A 16789-nucleotide genomic window follows, 5' to 3' on the forward strand; every position below is an offset into this window, starting at 1 on the left:
CCGTCCCGCCGCGCAGTGTCGCCGAGCGGTTGTTCACCGCGGACCGGCGCTGAAGAACCGCGGATCCCGGCGGCGCAGCAGCGGGATGACCTGGCGGCGCACCAGCGGGGCCAGGGACGGCTCGGCCTCGGCGACCGCCTCCGGTCGCAGGTCCAGCGGACGCAGCTCCTCGATCTCCGCCTGCGGACGGGGCTGCTGCGCCTGCTCGTCCAGATCGACCGTGAAGACGGTCGAGGAGACCCAGGTGTCCGCCTCGTTGGCCGCCGGCGAGTGGAAGCGGCCCAGCAGCTGCAGGTCCTCCGCGCTGATCACGGCCCCGACCTCCTCGGCGACCTCGCGCTCAGCGGCCTGCTCGGCCGTCTCACCGGGCTCGAGCTTGCCGCCGACCAGCATGAACTTCTGCGTGCCGCGCTTGCGGACGGTCAGCAGACGACCCTCGCGCAGGAAGCACACGCCCACGATCGTGAGCACGTCCAGGCCCTCCGGCACCTGGATCTCCCGCAGGGACTCCAGGCGCAGGTCGTCGATCTCGACGGCGAGGTTCTCCGCCGCCTGCTTGGCCCACAGCTGCTGCCCCTTGGGCGTGCGGTAGAGCTCGGCCGCGGAGAGCTGCTCCAGGATCTGCAGCCGCCCCCGCACGAAGTCCGGCCGCGGCACCGAGGCGTACTCCTCGGACACCCTGCGGACGTAGTCGGCGTACACGGCCGGGGCGCCGCCCAGCACCGCCAGATCGGCATCGCACAGCAGCTGCCCCGCGTCGTCGTCGGGCCGGGGACGGTGGGAGGCGGTGAGGCGGACCAGGCGGGCGACTTCGGCGACCTCCGAGGCCTGGAAGCCGGCATCCGGCAGCAGGCGCTCGGCCAGCTCGGCGGAGGCCTCCTCATCGGCGCCGGGGCGGCCGTCGTAGACGGCGTCGTGGAACCAGGCGGCCAGCACGACGGGCCGCGGCGGGGCATCGTCGGTGAGCAGATCCAGCGCCCTCAGCACGGCCAGCAGGTGGGTGCGGTCGTGGTAGCGGCGGTGGGGCTCGCCCCAGCGCTCGAGCAGCTCGGCGCGCAGGCCGCGCAGCTCGGGGCCGATCCCGATGCCGCTGTCCCAGCGCGAGCGCAACGCGTACTCGGCACGCTCGCTGCGACGCGCAGCCGGGATCCTCAGCCCGGACTGCACCAGGCGCCGGGCCAGCTCCTTGCCGTCGACTTCGATCGCGCCTTCGGCCACGGCCTTGTCGTAGTGGGCCACTGCGACGTCGTAGTGATCGCCGTCGAAGGCCCGGGGGCTCACGCCGATCCGCCGAGCCATCTCGTGCAGCTCGTCCAGGGAGCTGTCGGAGACCAGGTGCGAGAAGACGGTGCCATGGGCAGGCCAGCGCGCGGGATCGATGTAGACAGCCATGCGCGTCAATCTATCGCCCGGCACCGACCCCGCCCGGCACTCGCGCTGCCGCCCGCTGTTCAGAGCGGCAGGCTGCGGGCCCTATGATGGTCGCCGTCGCCCCCGTAGCTCAGGGGATAGAGCACGGCTCTCCTAAAGCCGGTGTCGCGCGTTCGAATCGCGCCGGGGGCACCCCTTCTTCCTTCTTCCGCGCTCGCACGCGGTCCTGCACCGGGCCGCCGGCTCAGGCCTGCTGGTCCTGGCGCCCGCGCTGCGCCATCTCGCCGGCGATCCGACGCACCGAGCGCAGCATGGCCCACACCAGCAGTGCGACCATGCCCAGCAGCAGCGCCCCGCGCAGGTTCATCAGCAGCGAGGCCATGCCCACCAGGGTCTCGTCCTGCGGATCGGCCACGGCGCGGTCCAGGACCGAGCTGCCGAGCAGGTAGACGATCGTGAACAGCGCCACCACGCCCAGGCCGGCCCAGCGGAACAGCGCCGCGCCCCTGGACTGCAGGAGCACGAAGGCCGCCCAGCCCACGGCCATGCCCAGCGGGGCGATCAGCGCCGTGGAGCGGTGGATGGAGCGGTAGGCCTCGGCGGCGCCGTCGTCCATGGCGTCCGTGAAGCCCCGGAACCACTCGGCCTCGAATCCCAGCAGGCGCAGCTCGGGGACGCCGTGGCCGCCGGCCATGGCCGAGGCGAAGCCCGGCAGGATCACCAGGTTCACGTAGAGCAGGAACAGCGCTGCGACCGCCATGAGCACGCCCACCAGCATCATGGGGCTCGACGGCGAGCTCTCCGGCTCCGGGCGCAGCTGCTCGCGACGCTGAGCCGCTGCTGTGGTCGTCGAGGCCCCGGTGCTCCGGGCCGCCGGGCGCGATCGGGCGGCAGTGGTGCGGCCGGTCGGTGCCTGCGCAGCGCTGTCGCCGTGCTTCTTGATCTTCTGCGCCCGCGAGAGTCCCATGCCTGCAGGCTATCGGCCATGCGGCACCGGAACACGACGCCCGCTGTGCTGTCCGGCGGCTCTTCTAGACTCGAGCCCATCATGGACTTCCTCTCGGACAACCCCCTGCTCTCCTCCCCGCCGGCCTCGGGCGCAGCCAGCGCCATGGAGTCGGCTCCGGGGCGGCGCAGCCCGGAATCCCTCCTGGAGGGGCTCAACGGGCCGCAGCGCCAGGCTGTCGAGCACGCCGGCTCGCCGCTGCTGATCGTGGCCGGGGCGGGCTCGGGCAAGACCCGCGTGCTGACCCACCGCATCGCCTATCTGCTGGGCACGGGGCGGGCGCATCCGGGGGAGATCCTGGCGATCACCTTCACCAACAAGGCCGCCACGGAGATGCGCGAGCGCGTGGTCGAGCTCGTGGGGCCGTCTGCGCGGACCATGTCCCTGTCGACGTTCCACTCCTTCTGCGTGCGCGTGCTGCGGCGGGAGGCCACCGCGATCGGGCTGAAGTCCACGTTCTCGATCTACGACTCCGCCGATTCGTTGCGCGTGATCACCGCAGTGGCCAAGCAGCACGAGCTGGACCCCAAGCGCTTCGCCCCCAAGGCGCTGCAGCACGCCATCTCCTCGCTGAAGAACGAGCTGATCGACGACGAGACCTATCTCTCCCGGGCCACCGGGTCGGATCCGTGGGAGCAGGCGGTCGCGCAGACCTACCGCGGCTACACGCAGCGGCTGCGTGCGGCCAACGCCCTGGACTTCGACGACCTCATCTCGCAGACGGTGCACATGCTGCGGGCCTTCCCTCAGATCGCGGAGTACTACCGCCGCCGCTACCGGCACGTCCTGGTCGACGAGTACCAGGACACCAACCACGCCCAGTACTCCCTGATCCGGGAGATCGTGGGGCATCAGGGTGATCCCACGGGCCTGCCGCCTGCGGAGCTGACGGTCGTGGGCGACTCCGACCAGTCCATCTACGCCTTCCGCGGGGCGGACATCCGCAACATCACTGAGTTCGAGAAGGACTATCCCTCCGCCCGGACCGTGCTGCTGGAGCAGAACTACCGCTCGACCCAGACCATCCTCTCCGCGGCCAACGCCGTGATCTCCCGCAATGCCGGGCGCCAGGACAAGAGGCTGTGGACCGCCGAGGGCGATGGCACCGAGATCGTGGGCTACGCGGCCGAGTCCGCCCACGAGGAGGCGCGCTGGATCGCCGAGGAGATCGACCGCCTCCAGGATGCCGAGGGCATCCGTCCGGCGGACGTGGCGATCTTCTACCGCACCAACGCGCAGTCCCGCTCGCTCGAGGAGATCCTCATGCGCGTGGGCCTGCCCTACAAGGTCGTGGGCGGCACCCGGTTCTACGAGCGCAAGGAGATCAAGGACGCCCTGGCCTACATGCGCGCGCTGCTGAACCCGGATGACGAGGTCACGGTCCGGCGCATCATCAACGAGCCCAAGCGCGGGATCGGCGACCGAGCCCAGGGCGCTCTGGCCGCCCTGGCCGAGCGCGACGGACTGTCCTTCATGGACGCCGCCCGCCGGGCCGAGGAGGCCCCGGGCATGGCCTCGCGCTCGCTGAACGCGGTGAAGGCCTTCGTGCAGCTCATGGACGACCTCGCGACCGTCGCGGAGGGCAACAGCCCGGCCTCGGTGGTGGAGGCCGTGCTGGAGCAGACCGGCTACCTGGAGGCCCTGCGCACCTCGGAGGACCCCCAGGACGAGACCCGCGTGGAGAACCTGGCCGAGCTCGTGGCGGTGGTCCGCGAGCACGAGCGCGAGCATCCGGAGCACGGGCTGGCGGAGTTCCTGGAGCACGTGGCCCTGGTCGCCGACGCCGATCAGATCCCCGGTCCCGACGAGCAGTCGCAGGGCGTGGTGACCCTGATGACCCTGCACACGGCCAAGGGCCTCGAGTTCCCGGTGGTGTTCCTCACCGGCATGGAGCACGGGATCTTCCCGCATCAGCGCTCCATGACTGATGACAAGGAGATGCAGGAGGAGCGGCGCCTGGCCTACGTGGGGATCACCCGCGCCCGCCGCCGCCTCTACCTGACCCGCGCGGAGAACCGTTCGCAGTGGGGGCAGACCCAGTACAACCCGCCGAGCCCCTTCCTGGAGGAGATCCCGTCCGAGCTGATCCGCTGGGAGCGCGAGGGCTCCGGCGCGCGGCCGGGCTGGGGCGGGGCCGCCTACGGCTCCGGGCTCATGGGCTCCGGCGGCTCGCAGGGCGGGGCGGCGGCCACGTTCCGGCGCGGTGCCCGCACACCGGCAGCGGGGCGCGTGGATCCGCAGCGGGAGGTCCTGGCGCTGAGCATCGGCGAGCAGGTCGACCACAAGAGCTTCGGGCGCGGCACCGTGGTGCAGCTGGAGGGCCGCGGGGACCGGGTGATCGCCAAGGTCAGGTTCGGCTCGGAGGAGAAGCGGCTGCTCGTGCGCTCGGCCCCGCTGAGCAGGGTCTCCGAGTGAGCAGGACCTTCGAGTGAGCCGCTGAGCTGCTGGCGGTCGTCTTCAGAGGAACATCATCAGGAACCACGACGCCGCCGCGCTCCAGCGCAGGCGCCCACCCACCAGCAGGTGCACGACCCCCAGCAGGGTGCAGCTGACCAGTGTCGTGAGCAGGTCGGCCCACCCTCCGACGAACAGGTCCGGAATGCCCAGCAGCAGGCCCAGCGCGATCCCGCCCAGAGGGACGCGCCGGGTCCAGGCGCGGCGGATCAGCGATTCGCCCATCGACTGGACCAGCGCCAGGATCAGTGCGAAGAGGATCGCGTAGCCCGTGTGGAAGATCACCCAGGCCGCCGTCGCGAACGCCACGGAGGTCCCGTAGGTGCCGTAGAGGCCCAGCCACAGCTCGACCGGCTGCATGGTCCAGCCGCCCACGAGCAGCGGCGGGAGGATCACGGCGGACAGCAGCGCGACCACGAACAGGGCCAGCGCCAGGGTGGGGGAGCGGGGGTCCGCCTCGACGTCCGGCTGGCGTCGTCCGGCCGTGAAGACCCGGCGAGCCCCGGAGGCCCGCTGCAGGCTCAGATATCCGCGTCGGGCGCCGAGCAGGGCGATCAGGCCCATGCCGAGCCACAGCAGCGACTGGGGCCACAGCGGAAGCAGCCTGCCGGGCGGGTCGAGCAGATCGGGGACCTCGGCCAGGGGGATGCGCAGCGCGCACAGCGCAAGGCTGATCAGCAGGACCCATGTCGAGGCTCGGAGCATGGCCGCCCGGGCGGGCGGCATGGAGCGGGGCCGCTGCCTCTCGCCGCGCCGTCGGGTTGCCTGCATGCGGGACAGTCAATCAACTCGGAGGCCCCGATGGGCGCAGGGCGGGGCCGAGGGCGAGTCCGCTAAGCTGGGTTCAGGAGAGGCACGTCGCTGTGCCCTGCGCCGGGGATGCACCCGGCGGAGCAGGGCCCGCGCGCCTCGACGGCAACGATCGGCCGCACATCCGCGCGGCCGGACCAAGAACTTCGACGAAGAAGGGCTCTCAACCGTGGACCTGTTCGAATACCAGGCACGCGACATCTTCGAGAAGCACGGCGTGCCCGTGCTCCAGGGCATCGTGGCGACCACTCCGGAAGAAGCAAAGGCAGCTGCTGAGAAGATCGGCGGCGTGACCGTCGTCAAGGCGCAGGTCAAGGTCGGCGGCCGCGGCAAGGCCGGCGGCGTCAAGGTCGCCAAGACCGCCGATGAGGCCTACGAGTACGCGCAGCAGATCCTGGGCATGGACATCAAGGGCCACAGCGTCCACCGCGTGATGATCGCCCAGGGCGCAGACATCGCCGAGGAGTACTACTTCTCGGTGCTGCTGGACCGCGCCAACCGCTCCTACCTGGCCATGTGCTCCGTCGAGGGCGGCATGGAGATCGAGCAGCTGGCCGTCGAGCGCCCCGAGGCCCTGGCTCGCGTGGAGGTCGATCCCGCAGCCGGGCTGACCGAGGAGAAGGCCCGCGAGATCGTCGCACAGGCCAAGTTCGACGAGGAGACCGGCGCCAAGATCGTGCCGGTGCTCGTGAAGCTCGGCGAGGTCTACAAGAACGAGGACGCGACCCTGGTCGAGGTCAACCCGCTGGTCAAGACCGGCGAGGGCGACATCGTGGCCCTGGACGGCAAGGTCTCGCTCGACGACAACGCCGACTTCCGCCACGAGGACCACGCCTCCCTGGTCGACAAGAACACCGAGGACCCGCTCGAGGCCAAGGCCAAGGAGAAGGGCCTCAACTACGTCAAGCTCGACGGTGAGATCGGCATCATCGGCAATGGCGCCGGGCTGGTCATGTCCACGCTCGACGTCGTGGCCTACGCCGGCGAGAAGCACGGCGGCGTCAAGCCTGCGAACTTCCTGGACATCGGCGGCGGCGCCTCGGCCGAGGTCATGGCCAACGGCCTGGACGTCATCCTGAACGACCCGCAGGTCAAGTCCGTGTTCGTCAACGTCTTCGGCGGCATCACCGCGTGCGACGCCGTGGCCAACGGCATCGTGAAGGCCCTGGAGATCCTGGGCGACACCGCGACCAAGCCGCTGGTCGTCCGCCTCGACGGCAACAACGTCGAGGAGGGCCGCCGCATCCTGGAGGAGGCGAACCACCCGCTGGTCACCTCCGTGGACACCATGGACGGCGGCGCCGACAAGGCCGCAGAGCTCGCCGCAGCCGCCAACTGAAACCGCCGGAAACCGAAAGCAGAGGAATCAGAATGTCCATCTTTCTGAACAAGGACTCGAAGGTCATCGTTCAGGGCATCACCGGCGGCGAGGGATCCAAGCACACCGCCCGGATGCTCGCAGCAGGCACCCAGGTCCTGGGCGGCGTGAACGCCCGCAAGGCCGGCACGACCGTCTCGCACAAGGACGCTCAGGGTGCCGACGTCGAGCTGCCCGTCTTCGGCGGCGTGGCCGAGGCCATGAAGGAGACCGGCGCGAACGCGTCGATCGTCTTCGTGCCCCCGAAGTTCTGCAAGGACGCCGTGATCGAGGCCATCGACGCCGAGATCCCGCTGGTCGTCGTGATCACCGAGGGCATCCCCGTGCAGGACGCGGCGGAGTTCTGGGCCCACGCCAAGGCGAACGCGGGTGAGGACGGCCGTCCCAAGACCCGCATCATCGGCCCGAACTGCCCCGGCATCATCTCCCCGGAGGAGTCGCTGCTGGGCATCACCCCGGCGAACATCACCGGCAAGGGCAAGCTGGGCCTGGTCTCAAAGTCCGGCACCCTGACCTACCAGATGATGTTCGAGCTGCGCGATCTCGGCTTCACCACCGCGATCGGCATCGGCGGCGACCCCGTCATCGGCACCACCCACATCGACGCTCTGGAGGCCTTCGAGGCCGATCCGGAGACCGAGGGCATCGTGATGATCGGCGAGATCGGCGGCGACGCCGAGGAGCGCGCGGCCGAGTACATCAAGGCCAACGTGACCAAGCCGGTCGTCGGCTACGTCGCGGGCTTCACCGCCCCGGAGGGCAAGACCATGGGCCACGCCGGCGCCATCGTTTCCGGCTCCTCCGGAACGGCCCAGGCCAAGAAGGAGGCCCTCGAGGCCGCCGGGGTGAAGGTCGGCAAGACCCCCACCGAGACCGCCGACCTGATGCGCGAGCTCATGGCCGGCAAGTGACCGATCCGCGCTGAGAGCGCCTGCCCTCAGCGGAATCATCGAGCACCGGGGCCCCTCCTTCAGGAGGGGCCCCGGTGCTCTCGCGCATCCGGGGCATCCCACGGCAACAAGGCACGGCGTGGTGCGCGTCACGTCCTAGGTTGGGGCATCTCTCCGTCCGCCTGCAGGGACCCGCATGCCCGTGCCGCCTCGCCCTATCGAGAGGCACCCAGATGCCCCACGACGACACCCTCCCGGCCACAGCCACGATCGACGCCGACAAGGTCGATCCGTACCTGGTGACCGGCCGCGAGACCGCGGAGCCCCCGGAGCGCATGGGCGGGCGCTTCCGCTTCCTGGGCCCCTGCATGATCACCTCCGCGGCCGTCTCGGGCTACGACGACGTCCCTCCCCGACTCGGTCGGCGCGGCTGGATGTCGTAGCCGGTCCTGCTGATGTTCGCGCAGTTCCTCACGAGCCAGGCCGGTGTGATCGCGGCAATGCGCCGGGGGCACCATCGTGAAGGTGGGCAACCTCCCCGGGGCGAGGTCCCCGTGGCCCTGGGCGGGATCGTGACCCGGGAGATCACCTACCGAGGCTCCTACCGCTTCGTCGACGAGATCTCCGATGCGCTGCGGCTGATGGCCGAGGGCGTGGACGTCTCCCCGCTGATGACGCACGAGGTGACGCTCGCCGATGCCCTGCACGGCTTCGAGCTGGCCGCGGCCCATTGCATCGCAGTGCATGGGCTCGTGACCTGGGGCATCGCGTCTTCACCTGCTTGACGACGCGGTGTCACCTCGGCGTGGGCGCGCAGATGGGCGGGGTTCGGATGATGGGGCCATGACTTCCGTCTCCCGCCGCGGTCTGCTCACCGCCACTGCCGGCATCTCCGTCCTCGCCGTCTCCGCCGCCCCCGCCACGGCCTCTCCGGCGGTCGCCGCGCCCAGCCAGCGCCCCTCGGCTGCGGGTATCGTCCGCCGCCGCCTCCACCTGCCCTCGGGCATCATGACGGGGGAGGCCTCGAAGGACTCCGTCGTCGTGTGGTCGCGCTCCTCCGGCGACGGCCGCATGATCGTCAAGGTCACCGCGGTGGACGATGCCTTCAACCCGGCCCGCGGGCGCGGGCGCTTCGAGAAGACCGTCGAGTCCGGATGGGTCACCGCCGAGACCGACCACACCGCCAAGATCGGCGTGACCGGGCTGCCCTCCGGCTCGCAGTTCCTCTACGCCGTGCAGTTCGAGGACGAGTCCGGTGTCCGCTCGCCCGCGGAGTTCGGGACCTTCCGCACAGCTCCCGAGGGGCTGCGCCCGGGCCGCGGCCAGCGCGTCCGCCGGCCCTCGGGCACCCGTCAGTCCTTCGTGTGGACCGCCGACACCGCGGGGCAGGGCTTCGGCATCAACCCGGATCTGGGCGGCATGCGCACCTACCGGGCCATGGCGGCCACGAACCCGGACTTCTTCATCCACGCCGGCGACACGATCTACGCGGACGGCCCCATCGAGGCCGAGCACCAGGAGCCCGACGGCCAGGTCTGGCGCAACGTGGTGACCGAGGGCGTGGCGAAGGTGGCCGAGACCCAGGAGGAGTTCCGGGCCCGCCATCGCTACAACATGATGGATCACAACATCCGGGACTTCTACGCGCACACCGCCCTGCTCTCGCAGTGGGACGACCACGAGACCACCAACAACTGGTACCCCGGCGAGACCCTGGAGGACGAGCGCTACACGGTCCTCGATGTCGACACCCTGGCCCAGCGGGGCCGTCGCGCGTGGCAGGAGTACCAGCCCATCGGCGACGCCCGCGCGCTCAAGCCCGGGACATCCGGCTTCGAGGATGCGCGGATCTACCGCAAGATCGAGCGCGGCTCCCAGCTGGACGTCTTCTGCCTGGACATGCGCACGTTCAAGGGCGAGAACACCGCCGGCAAGGAGGCTCACGAGACGGACATCCTGGGCGAGGAGCAGACCCAGTGGCTGATCGACGGCCTGCGGGACTCCACTGCCACCTGGAAGTGCCTCTCGGCCGATCTCCCGCTGGGGCTGGTGGTCCCGGATGGCAAGGCCCAGGAGTCGATCTCCAACACCGATCCGGGCAAGCCGCTGGGACGTGAGCTGCAGCTGGCCCGGGTGCTGAAGTCGATCAAGGACAACGGCGTGAAGAACGTCTTCGTCATCACCGGCGACGTCCACTACTGCGCCGCGCACCACTACACGCCGGAGAACGCGGCCTTCCAGGACTTCCACGAGTTCTGGGAGTTCGTGGCCGGCCCCATCAACGCGGGCTCCTTCGGGCCGAACAAGCTGGACCGGACCTTCGGCCCGGAGGAGGTCTTCTCCAAGGCAGGCCCCGCCATGGGCTCGCCCCGGGACGCGGCGTTCCAGTTCTTCGGCCACGTGGACCTGGACGAGCAGGACCTCATGACGGTCTCGCTGCGCGACGGCAACGGGGAGATCGTGTGGGAGAAGCAGTTCGAGCCGCAGTCCTGAGCCGACCCGGATGAGCAGCGCCCGGACCCGTCAGGGTCCGGGCGCAGTGCGTGGCATGACAGGCCGATGGCCGCGAGGTGACGGATGCAAGGCACCCGGCGCGGGGAGAGATGCGCCTCCAGAAGGAGAATGCTCGAGGCCATCGGCAGACAGTCATGTCTCAATGAAGGGAGTCGTGGGCTGAGCGACTGCTGCCACTGCTGCTGCCGGCGACGAAGCACCCCCCAGTGCGGCCGTGCCGACGTCTGCGACAGTGGTCCTTCATTGCTGTGTGGCGCAAAGGCCACGAGCCGGATCATATCCCAGCCTTGGGGACAGCGGTGCGTCCCTGCAGGAAATACGTGCCTTGAGTGATGCAGTTCACAGCCCCGGAACAGGCTCCGGACATGGGCGGACGTGCACCCGGGCCGCTCAGCCGACCGTCGTGTTGAACAGCAGGCCCAGCAGGTAGGTCGCGATCGCCGCTCCGTAGCCGATCGAGAGCTGGCGCAGGCCCCTCTTCAGCGGGGACGCCCCGGACAGCAGGCCCACGGCTCCGCCGGTGACCAGCAGGGCGATGCCCACCAGGACCATGGCCAGCACCAGTGCGGGCATGCCGGCCATCCCCAGGATGAACGGGATGATCGGGATGATCGCCCCGGAGGCGAAGAAGCAGAAGCTCGAGGCGGAGGCGCCCAGATCGGTCCCCAGGGCCACGTTGTCCTCGCCGCTGTCCGCCTGGTCGTCCTCGTCCTGGTAGGACAGCGACGGGTCGCAGTCGCAGTCGAGATAGCCCAGGCGCTCGGCCGCGCGATGTGCGGCGGCCTCGGCCGACATCCCGCGGGCTCGGTAGACCAGCTCGAGCTCATTGGCCTGCAGATCGAGCTGGGGCGCCACGTCGAGGGTGACCTGGGTGGGCAGCGAGGCATCGAGCATCTCGCGCTGCGAGCGCACGGAGACGAATTCGCCTGCGCCCATGGACAGGGCACCGGCCAGCAGGCCCGCGATGCCCGTGAAGAGCACCTGGGATCCCGCCATGCCCGTGGCGCCGACGCCCATCACGAGCGCCAGGTTGGACACGAGGCCGTCGTTGGCGCCGAAGACCGCGGCGCGGAAGTTGCCGGACAGCCGCTGCCGGCCGTCGTTGGCCAGGGCGCGCACGATCTCCTCGTGCAGGGCCTCGTCGGCGGCCATGGAGGCGGGGACATCGGCATCGTCGGCGTACGGCGAGCGCGACTCGGCGCGCTGCAGCAGCGCGAGCACGAAAACGGTGCCGAAGTGCTCGGCCAGCAGCATCAGGGTGCGGGAGCCGAGCGACGGGCGCGTGGGGCCCAGCCCGTACGGGGCGAGCTGGCTCTGCCAGTGCCGGCTGTGCCTGCCCTCGGCCTCGGCCACCTCGAGCAGGATCCGGCGGTGGCGTCCCTCGGAGCGCTCGCCCAGCCTGCGGTAGATCTCCGCCTCGGCCTGCTCCTCGGCCAGGTAGCGCCGCCAGCGGCGGACCTGGGAGCGGGTGGCTGCCCCGGGATCGCCCGGGTTCAGCGAGGCGGGGGAGTCGGAAGAGGGCGCGGGGGAGGCGTTCATGGAGGAGTCCTGTCCTGTCGAGGCTCGGGCGGTCTGGGACCAGCCTGGCCGATGGGCTGAAGGTCTCGCTCATCCGCATGCGGACGGCTCGCCGGGACTCCTCCGTGAATCCGGTATGTCGACGAGCCTCCGGGGGCCGAGGCCGCCCTGGAACTACTCCCCTTCGATCGGGCGAGTCTACCTGCCCCGCGGATCGCCGGCCCGCCTCAGGGTGTGGAATCGCTCACGGCGCGACGGCCTGGAAGAACTTCAGGATGTGGGGCGATGGAACGAGATCACCGGGGCCACTGAGTCCGAGGCCTGGGGGTCCTCCTCCGCTGAGCCGGTCTGCGCATCTCCCACGCCCCAGCAGAAGCGGTAGGGATTGCCGCACAGCCGCCCGATGCGCATGCCCTCGACCATCAGCTCGGCGGCCTGCTCAGCCGGCATGGGGCCGCAGCTCCAGGCGACCCCGCCATGGGCGGGCTGGCGCCAGCGGGGCTCGACGAAGTAGTCCTCGGCCCTCGGCCACAGGGCGCTCGGGCTGTTGACCCCGGAGAGACTGATGACGGTCCCGTCGGGCCCGGTGCGGGCCCAGGCGGACGGGGACGGGGGAGCGTCCTCCTCCGGGGGCGCGGAGTAGCGCAGGACCAGGATGTCCTTCCAGGCGAGCTCCTCGAGCTCGTCCAGCAGGCGGTCCCGCAGCTCGTCCCAGACCTCATGGGGCCACTCGCCCGTGGATGCCGGCGCTGCGATCAGTCCGATCCCGGGGTCGTCGAGCTCCAGGATCTCCCGGGCCACCGGCATGTCCCTCTGCCTCGGCTCGCCGGGCTGGCCTCCGTCCAGGCCCATCCCGTCCAGCGCGCGCGCCCAGTCGCCGCCGCCCAGACGGCGGGCGACGACCGAGGCGGCCGGCGGCCAGCGCAGCTGATGGGACTGCGGGACATCGGCGACGAGCCGGGTCTCCATGAGCAGCTCCTGGTACCGCGACTGGCGCAGGACCGGGCGCTGGCCCGAGTGCACCTGCTGGCGCAGCGCGCCGACCAGCATGAGGCTGTTGGCCAGGATGGCCCCGGAGGGGTCGTACCCGCCGGTCAGGTCCTCGAGGATGTCGACGTCCTCGGGGCTCAGCAGGGCCGTCGCCTGGGGATCGGGCTCCAGGCCCTCGGCCACGGCGGCCACGACCTCGACGCCCAGGCGCAGCTGGCGGTCGTCGTAGTGGGCCCGGTCGCGGGCGACCGGCTCGCCGAGCACATCCCGGCGCAGCCACGCGGCCCAGGAGCTCGGTGCCCTGTCCGGGAACAGGGTGTGCAGACGGCGGCGGATGTCGGCGGGTGCGAGCCCGGAGGCGACGAGCGAGTCGGCGACCAGGGCCGGGACGCCCTCGGACTCGGGCCGCTCCGCTGAGATGTGGGACACGGCGATCACTTCCTCGGCAGGCAGAAGGCGGTTGCGCGGCGGTGCGCGGGTGGTGTCGGCAGCTGAGCGCGCGTTCCACGGGGCGGCGGATTGCTCCGAGCGCGACCGACGAGCGGCTCATGGGCGGGCGGAGAGGCCTGTCCGGACGCTTGTCGCATCCGGTCGGCCCGCGGGCGCCCTGACGATCTCGCGCGGCCTCCACGCTAGACGAATCCGGGCGCAGTCTCACGGGACCACAGGCCCCGGACGGCATTATGACGCCGCGGGCGCGGGCGCGGGGCCGGTGGGTGGGAACGGCCTCAGTCCCGCAGCAGCTCGAGGACGTCGTCGGCGCTGAGCTGGGAGGCGAAAGTCCCGTCGTCGTCCATCACGGAGTCGAACAGCGCGGCCTTGCGGCTCTTGAGCTCCATGACCTTCTGCTCGATCGTGCCCTGGGCGATCAGTCGGTAGACGAGCACCTTCCGGGTCTGCCCGATCCTGTGGGCTCGGTCGATCGCCTGGTTCTCCGCCATGGGGTTCCACCAGGGGTCCAGCAGGAAGCAGTAGTCGGCCTCGACCAGATTCAGGCCCGTGCCTCCGGCCTTGAGGGAGACCAGGAACACGCGGGTGCGTCCCGAGCGGAAGTCCTCGATCGCCGTGGCGCGGTCGCGGGTCGAGCCGTCCAGGTAGGAATAGGGGATGCCGAGCCGGTCCAGGCGCGCGGCAGCGAGCTTGAGGAATCCGGTGAACTGCGAGAACACGAGCGGACGGTGCCCCTCTGCGACGATCTCCGGCAGGTGATCGAAGAGCACCTCGAGCTTGGAGGAGGGGACCTCCATCTCGGGATCCACCAGCGACGGGTCCAGGGCCATGAGGCGCAGCTTGGTCAGCGACTGGAAGATCGTGAACCGGTTGCCGTTGAGATCCTGCAGCAGCCCCAGGACCTTGGATCGCTCGCGCTGCAGGTGCAGGTCGTAGAGCTGGCGGTGCTCCTCGGACAGCTCGATCTCGAGGGTCTGCTCGATCTTGGGCGGCAGCTGAAGATCCACGGACTCCTTGGTGCGGCGCAGCATGAACGGGGCCAGGCGCCGGCGCATCCGCGACAGCGCGGTGCGATCGCCCGAGGTCTCGATCGGGCGCTGATAGGCCTCCGCGAAGCGCCGTCGGGACGGGAACAGCCCCGGGGCGGTCAGTGCGAGCAGCGCCCACAGGTCGGTCAGCCCGTTCTCCAGCGGGGTGCCGGTCACGGCGATCGTCGTGTCGGTGCGCAGGGCCCGCGCGGCGCGGTGAGCGCGGGTGCGCGGATTCTTCACGAACTGGGCCTCATCCAGCACCACGGCAGAGAAGTCGATCGCGCTCCACAGCTGCTCGTCCAGGCGCAGCAGCGCGTAGGAGATCACCACGACGTCGTGCGCGCCGGCCAGCTGCTGCGGCTCCTCGCCGGTGGCCGCGGCCGTCCCGGGCATGGAGCGCACGGACAGCTCCGGGGCGAAGCGGCGGATCTCCGAGACCCAGTTCGGCGTCACGGAGGTGGGGGCGACCACCAGGAAGGGCCCGCCTGCGGGGGCCTCGGCGAGGCCTTCGGCAGCGCGGTCGTGGGCGCGCTGGAACATGGCGATGGTCTGCACCGTCTTTCCCAGGCCCATGTCATCGGCGAGCACGCCGCCCAGGCCGAGATCGTGCAGCGCTGCCAGCCAGCGGAAGCCGTCGACCTGATACGGGCGCAGCTGCGCGTGCAGAGCCTGCGGCACCTCCGGCGGATCCTCCTCCTCGAGCCCCGCGCTCAGGCGGGTCACAGCCTCGCGCCACCGGCTGACCGGCTCGGAGCGATCGGCCAGCTCCTCGAACTCCTCCCACAGGCCCAGCTGGTGCCGCGAGATCATGGGCGCGTCCGAGGGCGAGTCCTGCAGGGACCGGGCCTCCTTGAGCAGATCCCTCAGCTTCTCGAAGCGCGGGGCGTCGAGGCCGAACCAGGTGCCGTCGGGCAGCATCATCACGTCCTGGCCCTGGGCCAGCGCCTTGAAGATGTCGGCGAAGGCCACGTGGAAGTCGCCCACGCGGATCGAGACCCCCAGGTCGAACCAGTCGCGGCGCTGGCTCGAGGCAGTGCTCACCGTGATCTCCGGCGGATCCTGCGACGGGCGGTAGGCCGGCTCCGTGCCGCGGGTCTCGATGCGCAGGTCATGGATACGCTCGAGCTCGGGCAGCCAGTCGCGCAGCAGCACCACGGCGTCGTAGCCCACGTAGGCGCTGCGGCGGAACTCGAGGTCGGGGATGCGCCGGTGGACGGCGGTGGTCATGGACGACTCCCAGGTGGAGTCGCGGCGCACCGGCTCGGTGCCCAGGGGATCCGCGGGGCGGAAGGGCAGCCGCAGGCGCTCAGCTCCCAGCTGGTACTCCCACTCCCACTCCAGGCGCACCGTGAGGTCATCGTGGGTCACCGTGAGGACCATCTCCGGGGCGGCGACATCCGGCAGCTCGATGGAGCCGTCGTCGCTGGTCATGGCGATGCGCTGCTGCAGGCGGGGGAACCACCGCTCGACGAACTCCTGGACCTCGTCGTCCGGGACCGTCATCTCCTGCGCGGTCTCCAGGAAGCGGCGCTGATCCCGGGTCAGGCGCGTGCTCAGGGGCACCAGGCGCAGCGACATGGCGTTGAGATCGGACTCCGGGTCCAGGTGCTCCGGCGCGGAGCCGGAGAAGGCCGGAGGGGCGTCGTCCTCGGCCACGGGGAAGAACAGGCCGTGCCCCGGATCGCCCACGACCCCGGCCGAGGTCAGCGGGATCACCCGGCGCAGGCCCTCCTCTTCGACCACGACCTCCGGGTGCAGGACCAGGCCGTGGTCCTCGTCGCGGCTCAGATCGACCTGGAAGCGCCCGGCCGGATCCAGCACAACGGGCCGGCCGTGGCCGGCGCCGACCAGGGAGACGTCCAGCTGCTCGGCGCGCTCGAGCAGCGACCACAGCATGGGCGACTCGTAGTGCTCCACCCTGATCCAGTGCCGGTCATGGGCGACTTGGCGCGATCGCACGTTCGCGAGCACGCGCAGCTCGTCGAACCAGTCCGCCTGCTCGGGGCTGACGACCCCCGTGCGACCGGCGTCCACCACGCGCTCCCAGTCCAGCCCGCCGCGGATCCAGGTCCCGCGCGCCCCGCGTCGAACCGGGCGCATTCCCAGGGTGTAGGGAGCCCCGGCGGCGGGCGCCGCCTGACGGACTCTGCGCAGCAGCGGCAGCTGCAGGTCGAACTCCAGTCCGACCTGGGCCGATGGGCCGTCGTCGAAGGAGGCCTCGAGCGCGCCGTCCTCCTCGTCGTCGAGCATCCGCTCGAGCGCGCGCTTCCATCCAGAGGCTCCGGAATCGGGTGAGGCGGTCATCCGACCGATTCTACGCGGCGCCCGGCACCTACAATGGGAGGTGCTGTCCGAACGCACCCGTTCGGGCACAGGA

The 16789-nt window shown here is 70.8% G+C and carries 12 protein-coding genes and 1 tRNA gene; 7 read left to right on the top strand and 6 right to left on the bottom strand.

Features of this window, described 5'->3' with window-relative positions; genetic code table 11:
- Positions 1 to 33: 33 nt before the first annotated feature.
- The gene (locus QSJ40_RS12780) at positions 34 to 1392 is read right to left on the bottom strand and encodes a DUF4031 domain-containing protein (RefSeq protein ID WP_082330863.1); all 1359 of its coding nucleotides are present in this window, start codon (positions 1390 to 1392) and stop codon (positions 34 to 36) included.
- A 98-nt stretch (positions 1393 to 1490) separates the two neighbouring features.
- Here QSJ40_RS12780 and QSJ40_RS03930 point away from each other — a divergent pair.
- Positions 1491 to 1563: transfer RNA gene (locus tag QSJ40_RS03930), tRNA-Arg, on the top strand.
- 52 nt (positions 1564 to 1615) lie between these two features.
- Here the strand turns inward: QSJ40_RS03930 and QSJ40_RS03935 are convergent.
- Positions 1616 to 2338 (bottom strand): hypothetical protein, encoded by a 723-nt coding sequence (locus tag QSJ40_RS03935; protein ID WP_285728988.1) that lies wholly within the window; start codon positions 2336 to 2338, stop codon positions 1616 to 1618.
- Between the two features lie 81 nt (positions 2339 to 2419).
- Between QSJ40_RS03935 and pcrA the strand changes: the two genes are divergently transcribed.
- On the top strand, positions 2420 to 4792 hold the full coding sequence (pcrA, locus tag QSJ40_RS03940; protein WP_285729582.1) for a DNA helicase PcrA: 2373 nt from the start codon (positions 2420 to 2422) through the stop codon (positions 4790 to 4792).
- Positions 4793 to 4834: 42 nt separating this feature from the next.
- Here pcrA and QSJ40_RS03945 read toward each other — a convergent pair whose 3' ends face one another.
- On the bottom strand, positions 4835 to 5602 hold the full coding sequence (locus QSJ40_RS03945; protein ID WP_051990503.1) for a hypothetical protein: 768 nt from the start codon (positions 5600 to 5602) through the stop codon (positions 4835 to 4837).
- 208 nt (positions 5603 to 5810) lie between these two features.
- Between QSJ40_RS03945 and sucC the strand changes: the two genes are divergently transcribed.
- The 5 genes from sucC (at position 5811) to QSJ40_RS03970 (ending at position 10402) form a co-directional block, all read left to right on the top strand.
- Entirely contained in the window at positions 5811 to 6980 is a 1170-nt protein-coding gene (gene sucC / locus QSJ40_RS03950; RefSeq protein WP_285728990.1) for an ADP-forming succinate--CoA ligase subunit beta, read from the top strand.
- A gap of 32 nt (positions 6981 to 7012) precedes the next feature.
- Entirely contained in the window at positions 7013 to 7930 is a 918-nt protein-coding gene (gene sucD, locus QSJ40_RS03955) for a succinate--CoA ligase subunit alpha (RefSeq protein ID WP_024289078.1), read from the top strand.
- 212 nt (positions 7931 to 8142) lie between these two features.
- Positions 8143 to 8352, top strand: coding sequence for a hypothetical protein (locus QSJ40_RS03960; RefSeq protein WP_285728995.1), 210 nt, complete (start codon positions 8143 to 8145; stop codon positions 8350 to 8352).
- A gap of 12 nt (positions 8353 to 8364) precedes the next feature.
- Positions 8365 to 8694: a hypothetical protein gene (locus QSJ40_RS03965; protein ID WP_285728997.1), complete on the top strand. Its 330-nt coding sequence runs from the start codon at positions 8365 to 8367 to the stop codon at positions 8692 to 8694.
- Positions 8695 to 8752: 58 nt separating this feature from the next.
- Positions 8753 to 10402, top strand: coding sequence for an alkaline phosphatase D family protein (locus QSJ40_RS03970; protein ID WP_285728999.1), 1650 nt, complete (start codon positions 8753 to 8755; stop codon positions 10400 to 10402).
- Between the two features lie 411 nt (positions 10403 to 10813).
- Here the strand turns inward: QSJ40_RS03970 and QSJ40_RS03975 are convergent, their stop codons facing one another.
- From QSJ40_RS03975 to QSJ40_RS03985, 3 genes are all read right to left on the bottom strand, one after another.
- On the bottom strand, positions 10814 to 11962 hold the full coding sequence (locus QSJ40_RS03975) for a VIT1/CCC1 transporter family protein (protein WP_006215532.1): 1149 nt from the start codon (positions 11960 to 11962) through the stop codon (positions 10814 to 10816).
- A gap of 249 nt (positions 11963 to 12211) precedes the next feature.
- Positions 12212 to 13360 (bottom strand): TY-Chap domain-containing protein, encoded by a 1149-nt coding sequence (locus QSJ40_RS03980; RefSeq protein ID WP_251715106.1) that lies wholly within the window; start codon positions 13358 to 13360, stop codon positions 12212 to 12214.
- Between the two features lie 299 nt (positions 13361 to 13659).
- Entirely contained in the window at positions 13660 to 16716 is a 3057-nt protein-coding gene (locus QSJ40_RS03985; RefSeq protein WP_285729008.1) for a DEAD/DEAH box helicase, read from the bottom strand.
- Positions 16717 to 16789: the final 73 nt, after the last annotated feature.

Source organism: Kocuria sp. NBRC 114282 (assembly GCF_030268385.1).
GTDB classification, from domain to species: Bacteria; Actinomycetota; Actinomycetes; order Actinomycetales; family Micrococcaceae; genus Kocuria; species Kocuria palustris.

Bases quoted from the DNA above. Each gene is read 5' to 3' on its own strand.
- QSJ40_RS12780 (WP_082330863.1), bottom strand. From the start codon at position 1,392: ATGGCTGTCTACATCGATCCCGCGCGCTGGCCTGCCCATGGCACCGTC.
- QSJ40_RS03935 (WP_285728988.1), bottom strand. From the start codon at position 2,338: ATGGGACTCTCGCGGGCGCAGAAGATCAAGAAGCACGGCGACAGCGCT.
- pcrA (WP_285729582.1), top strand. From the start codon at position 2,420: ATGGACTTCCTCTCGGACAACCCCCTGCTCTCCTCCCCGCCGGCCTCG.
- QSJ40_RS03945 (WP_051990503.1), bottom strand. From the start codon at position 5,602: ATGCAGGCAACCCGACGGCGCGGCGAGAGGCAGCGGCCCCGCTCCATG.
- sucD (WP_024289078.1), top strand. From the start codon at position 7,013: ATGTCCATCTTTCTGAACAAGGACTCGAAGGTCATCGTTCAGGGCATC.
- QSJ40_RS03960 (WP_285728995.1), top strand. From the start codon at position 8,143: ATGCCCCACGACGACACCCTCCCGGCCACAGCCACGATCGACGCCGAC.
- QSJ40_RS03965 (WP_285728997.1), top strand. From the start codon at position 8,365: ATGTTCGCGCAGTTCCTCACGAGCCAGGCCGGTGTGATCGCGGCAATG.
- QSJ40_RS03970 (WP_285728999.1), top strand. From the start codon at position 8,753: ATGACTTCCGTCTCCCGCCGCGGTCTGCTCACCGCCACTGCCGGCATC.
- QSJ40_RS03975 (WP_006215532.1), bottom strand. From the start codon at position 11,962: ATGAACGCCTCCCCCGCGCCCTCTTCCGACTCCCCCGCCTCGCTGAAC.
- QSJ40_RS03985 (WP_285729008.1), bottom strand. From the start codon at position 16,716: ATGACCGCCTCACCCGATTCCGGAGCCTCTGGATGGAAGCGCGCGCTC.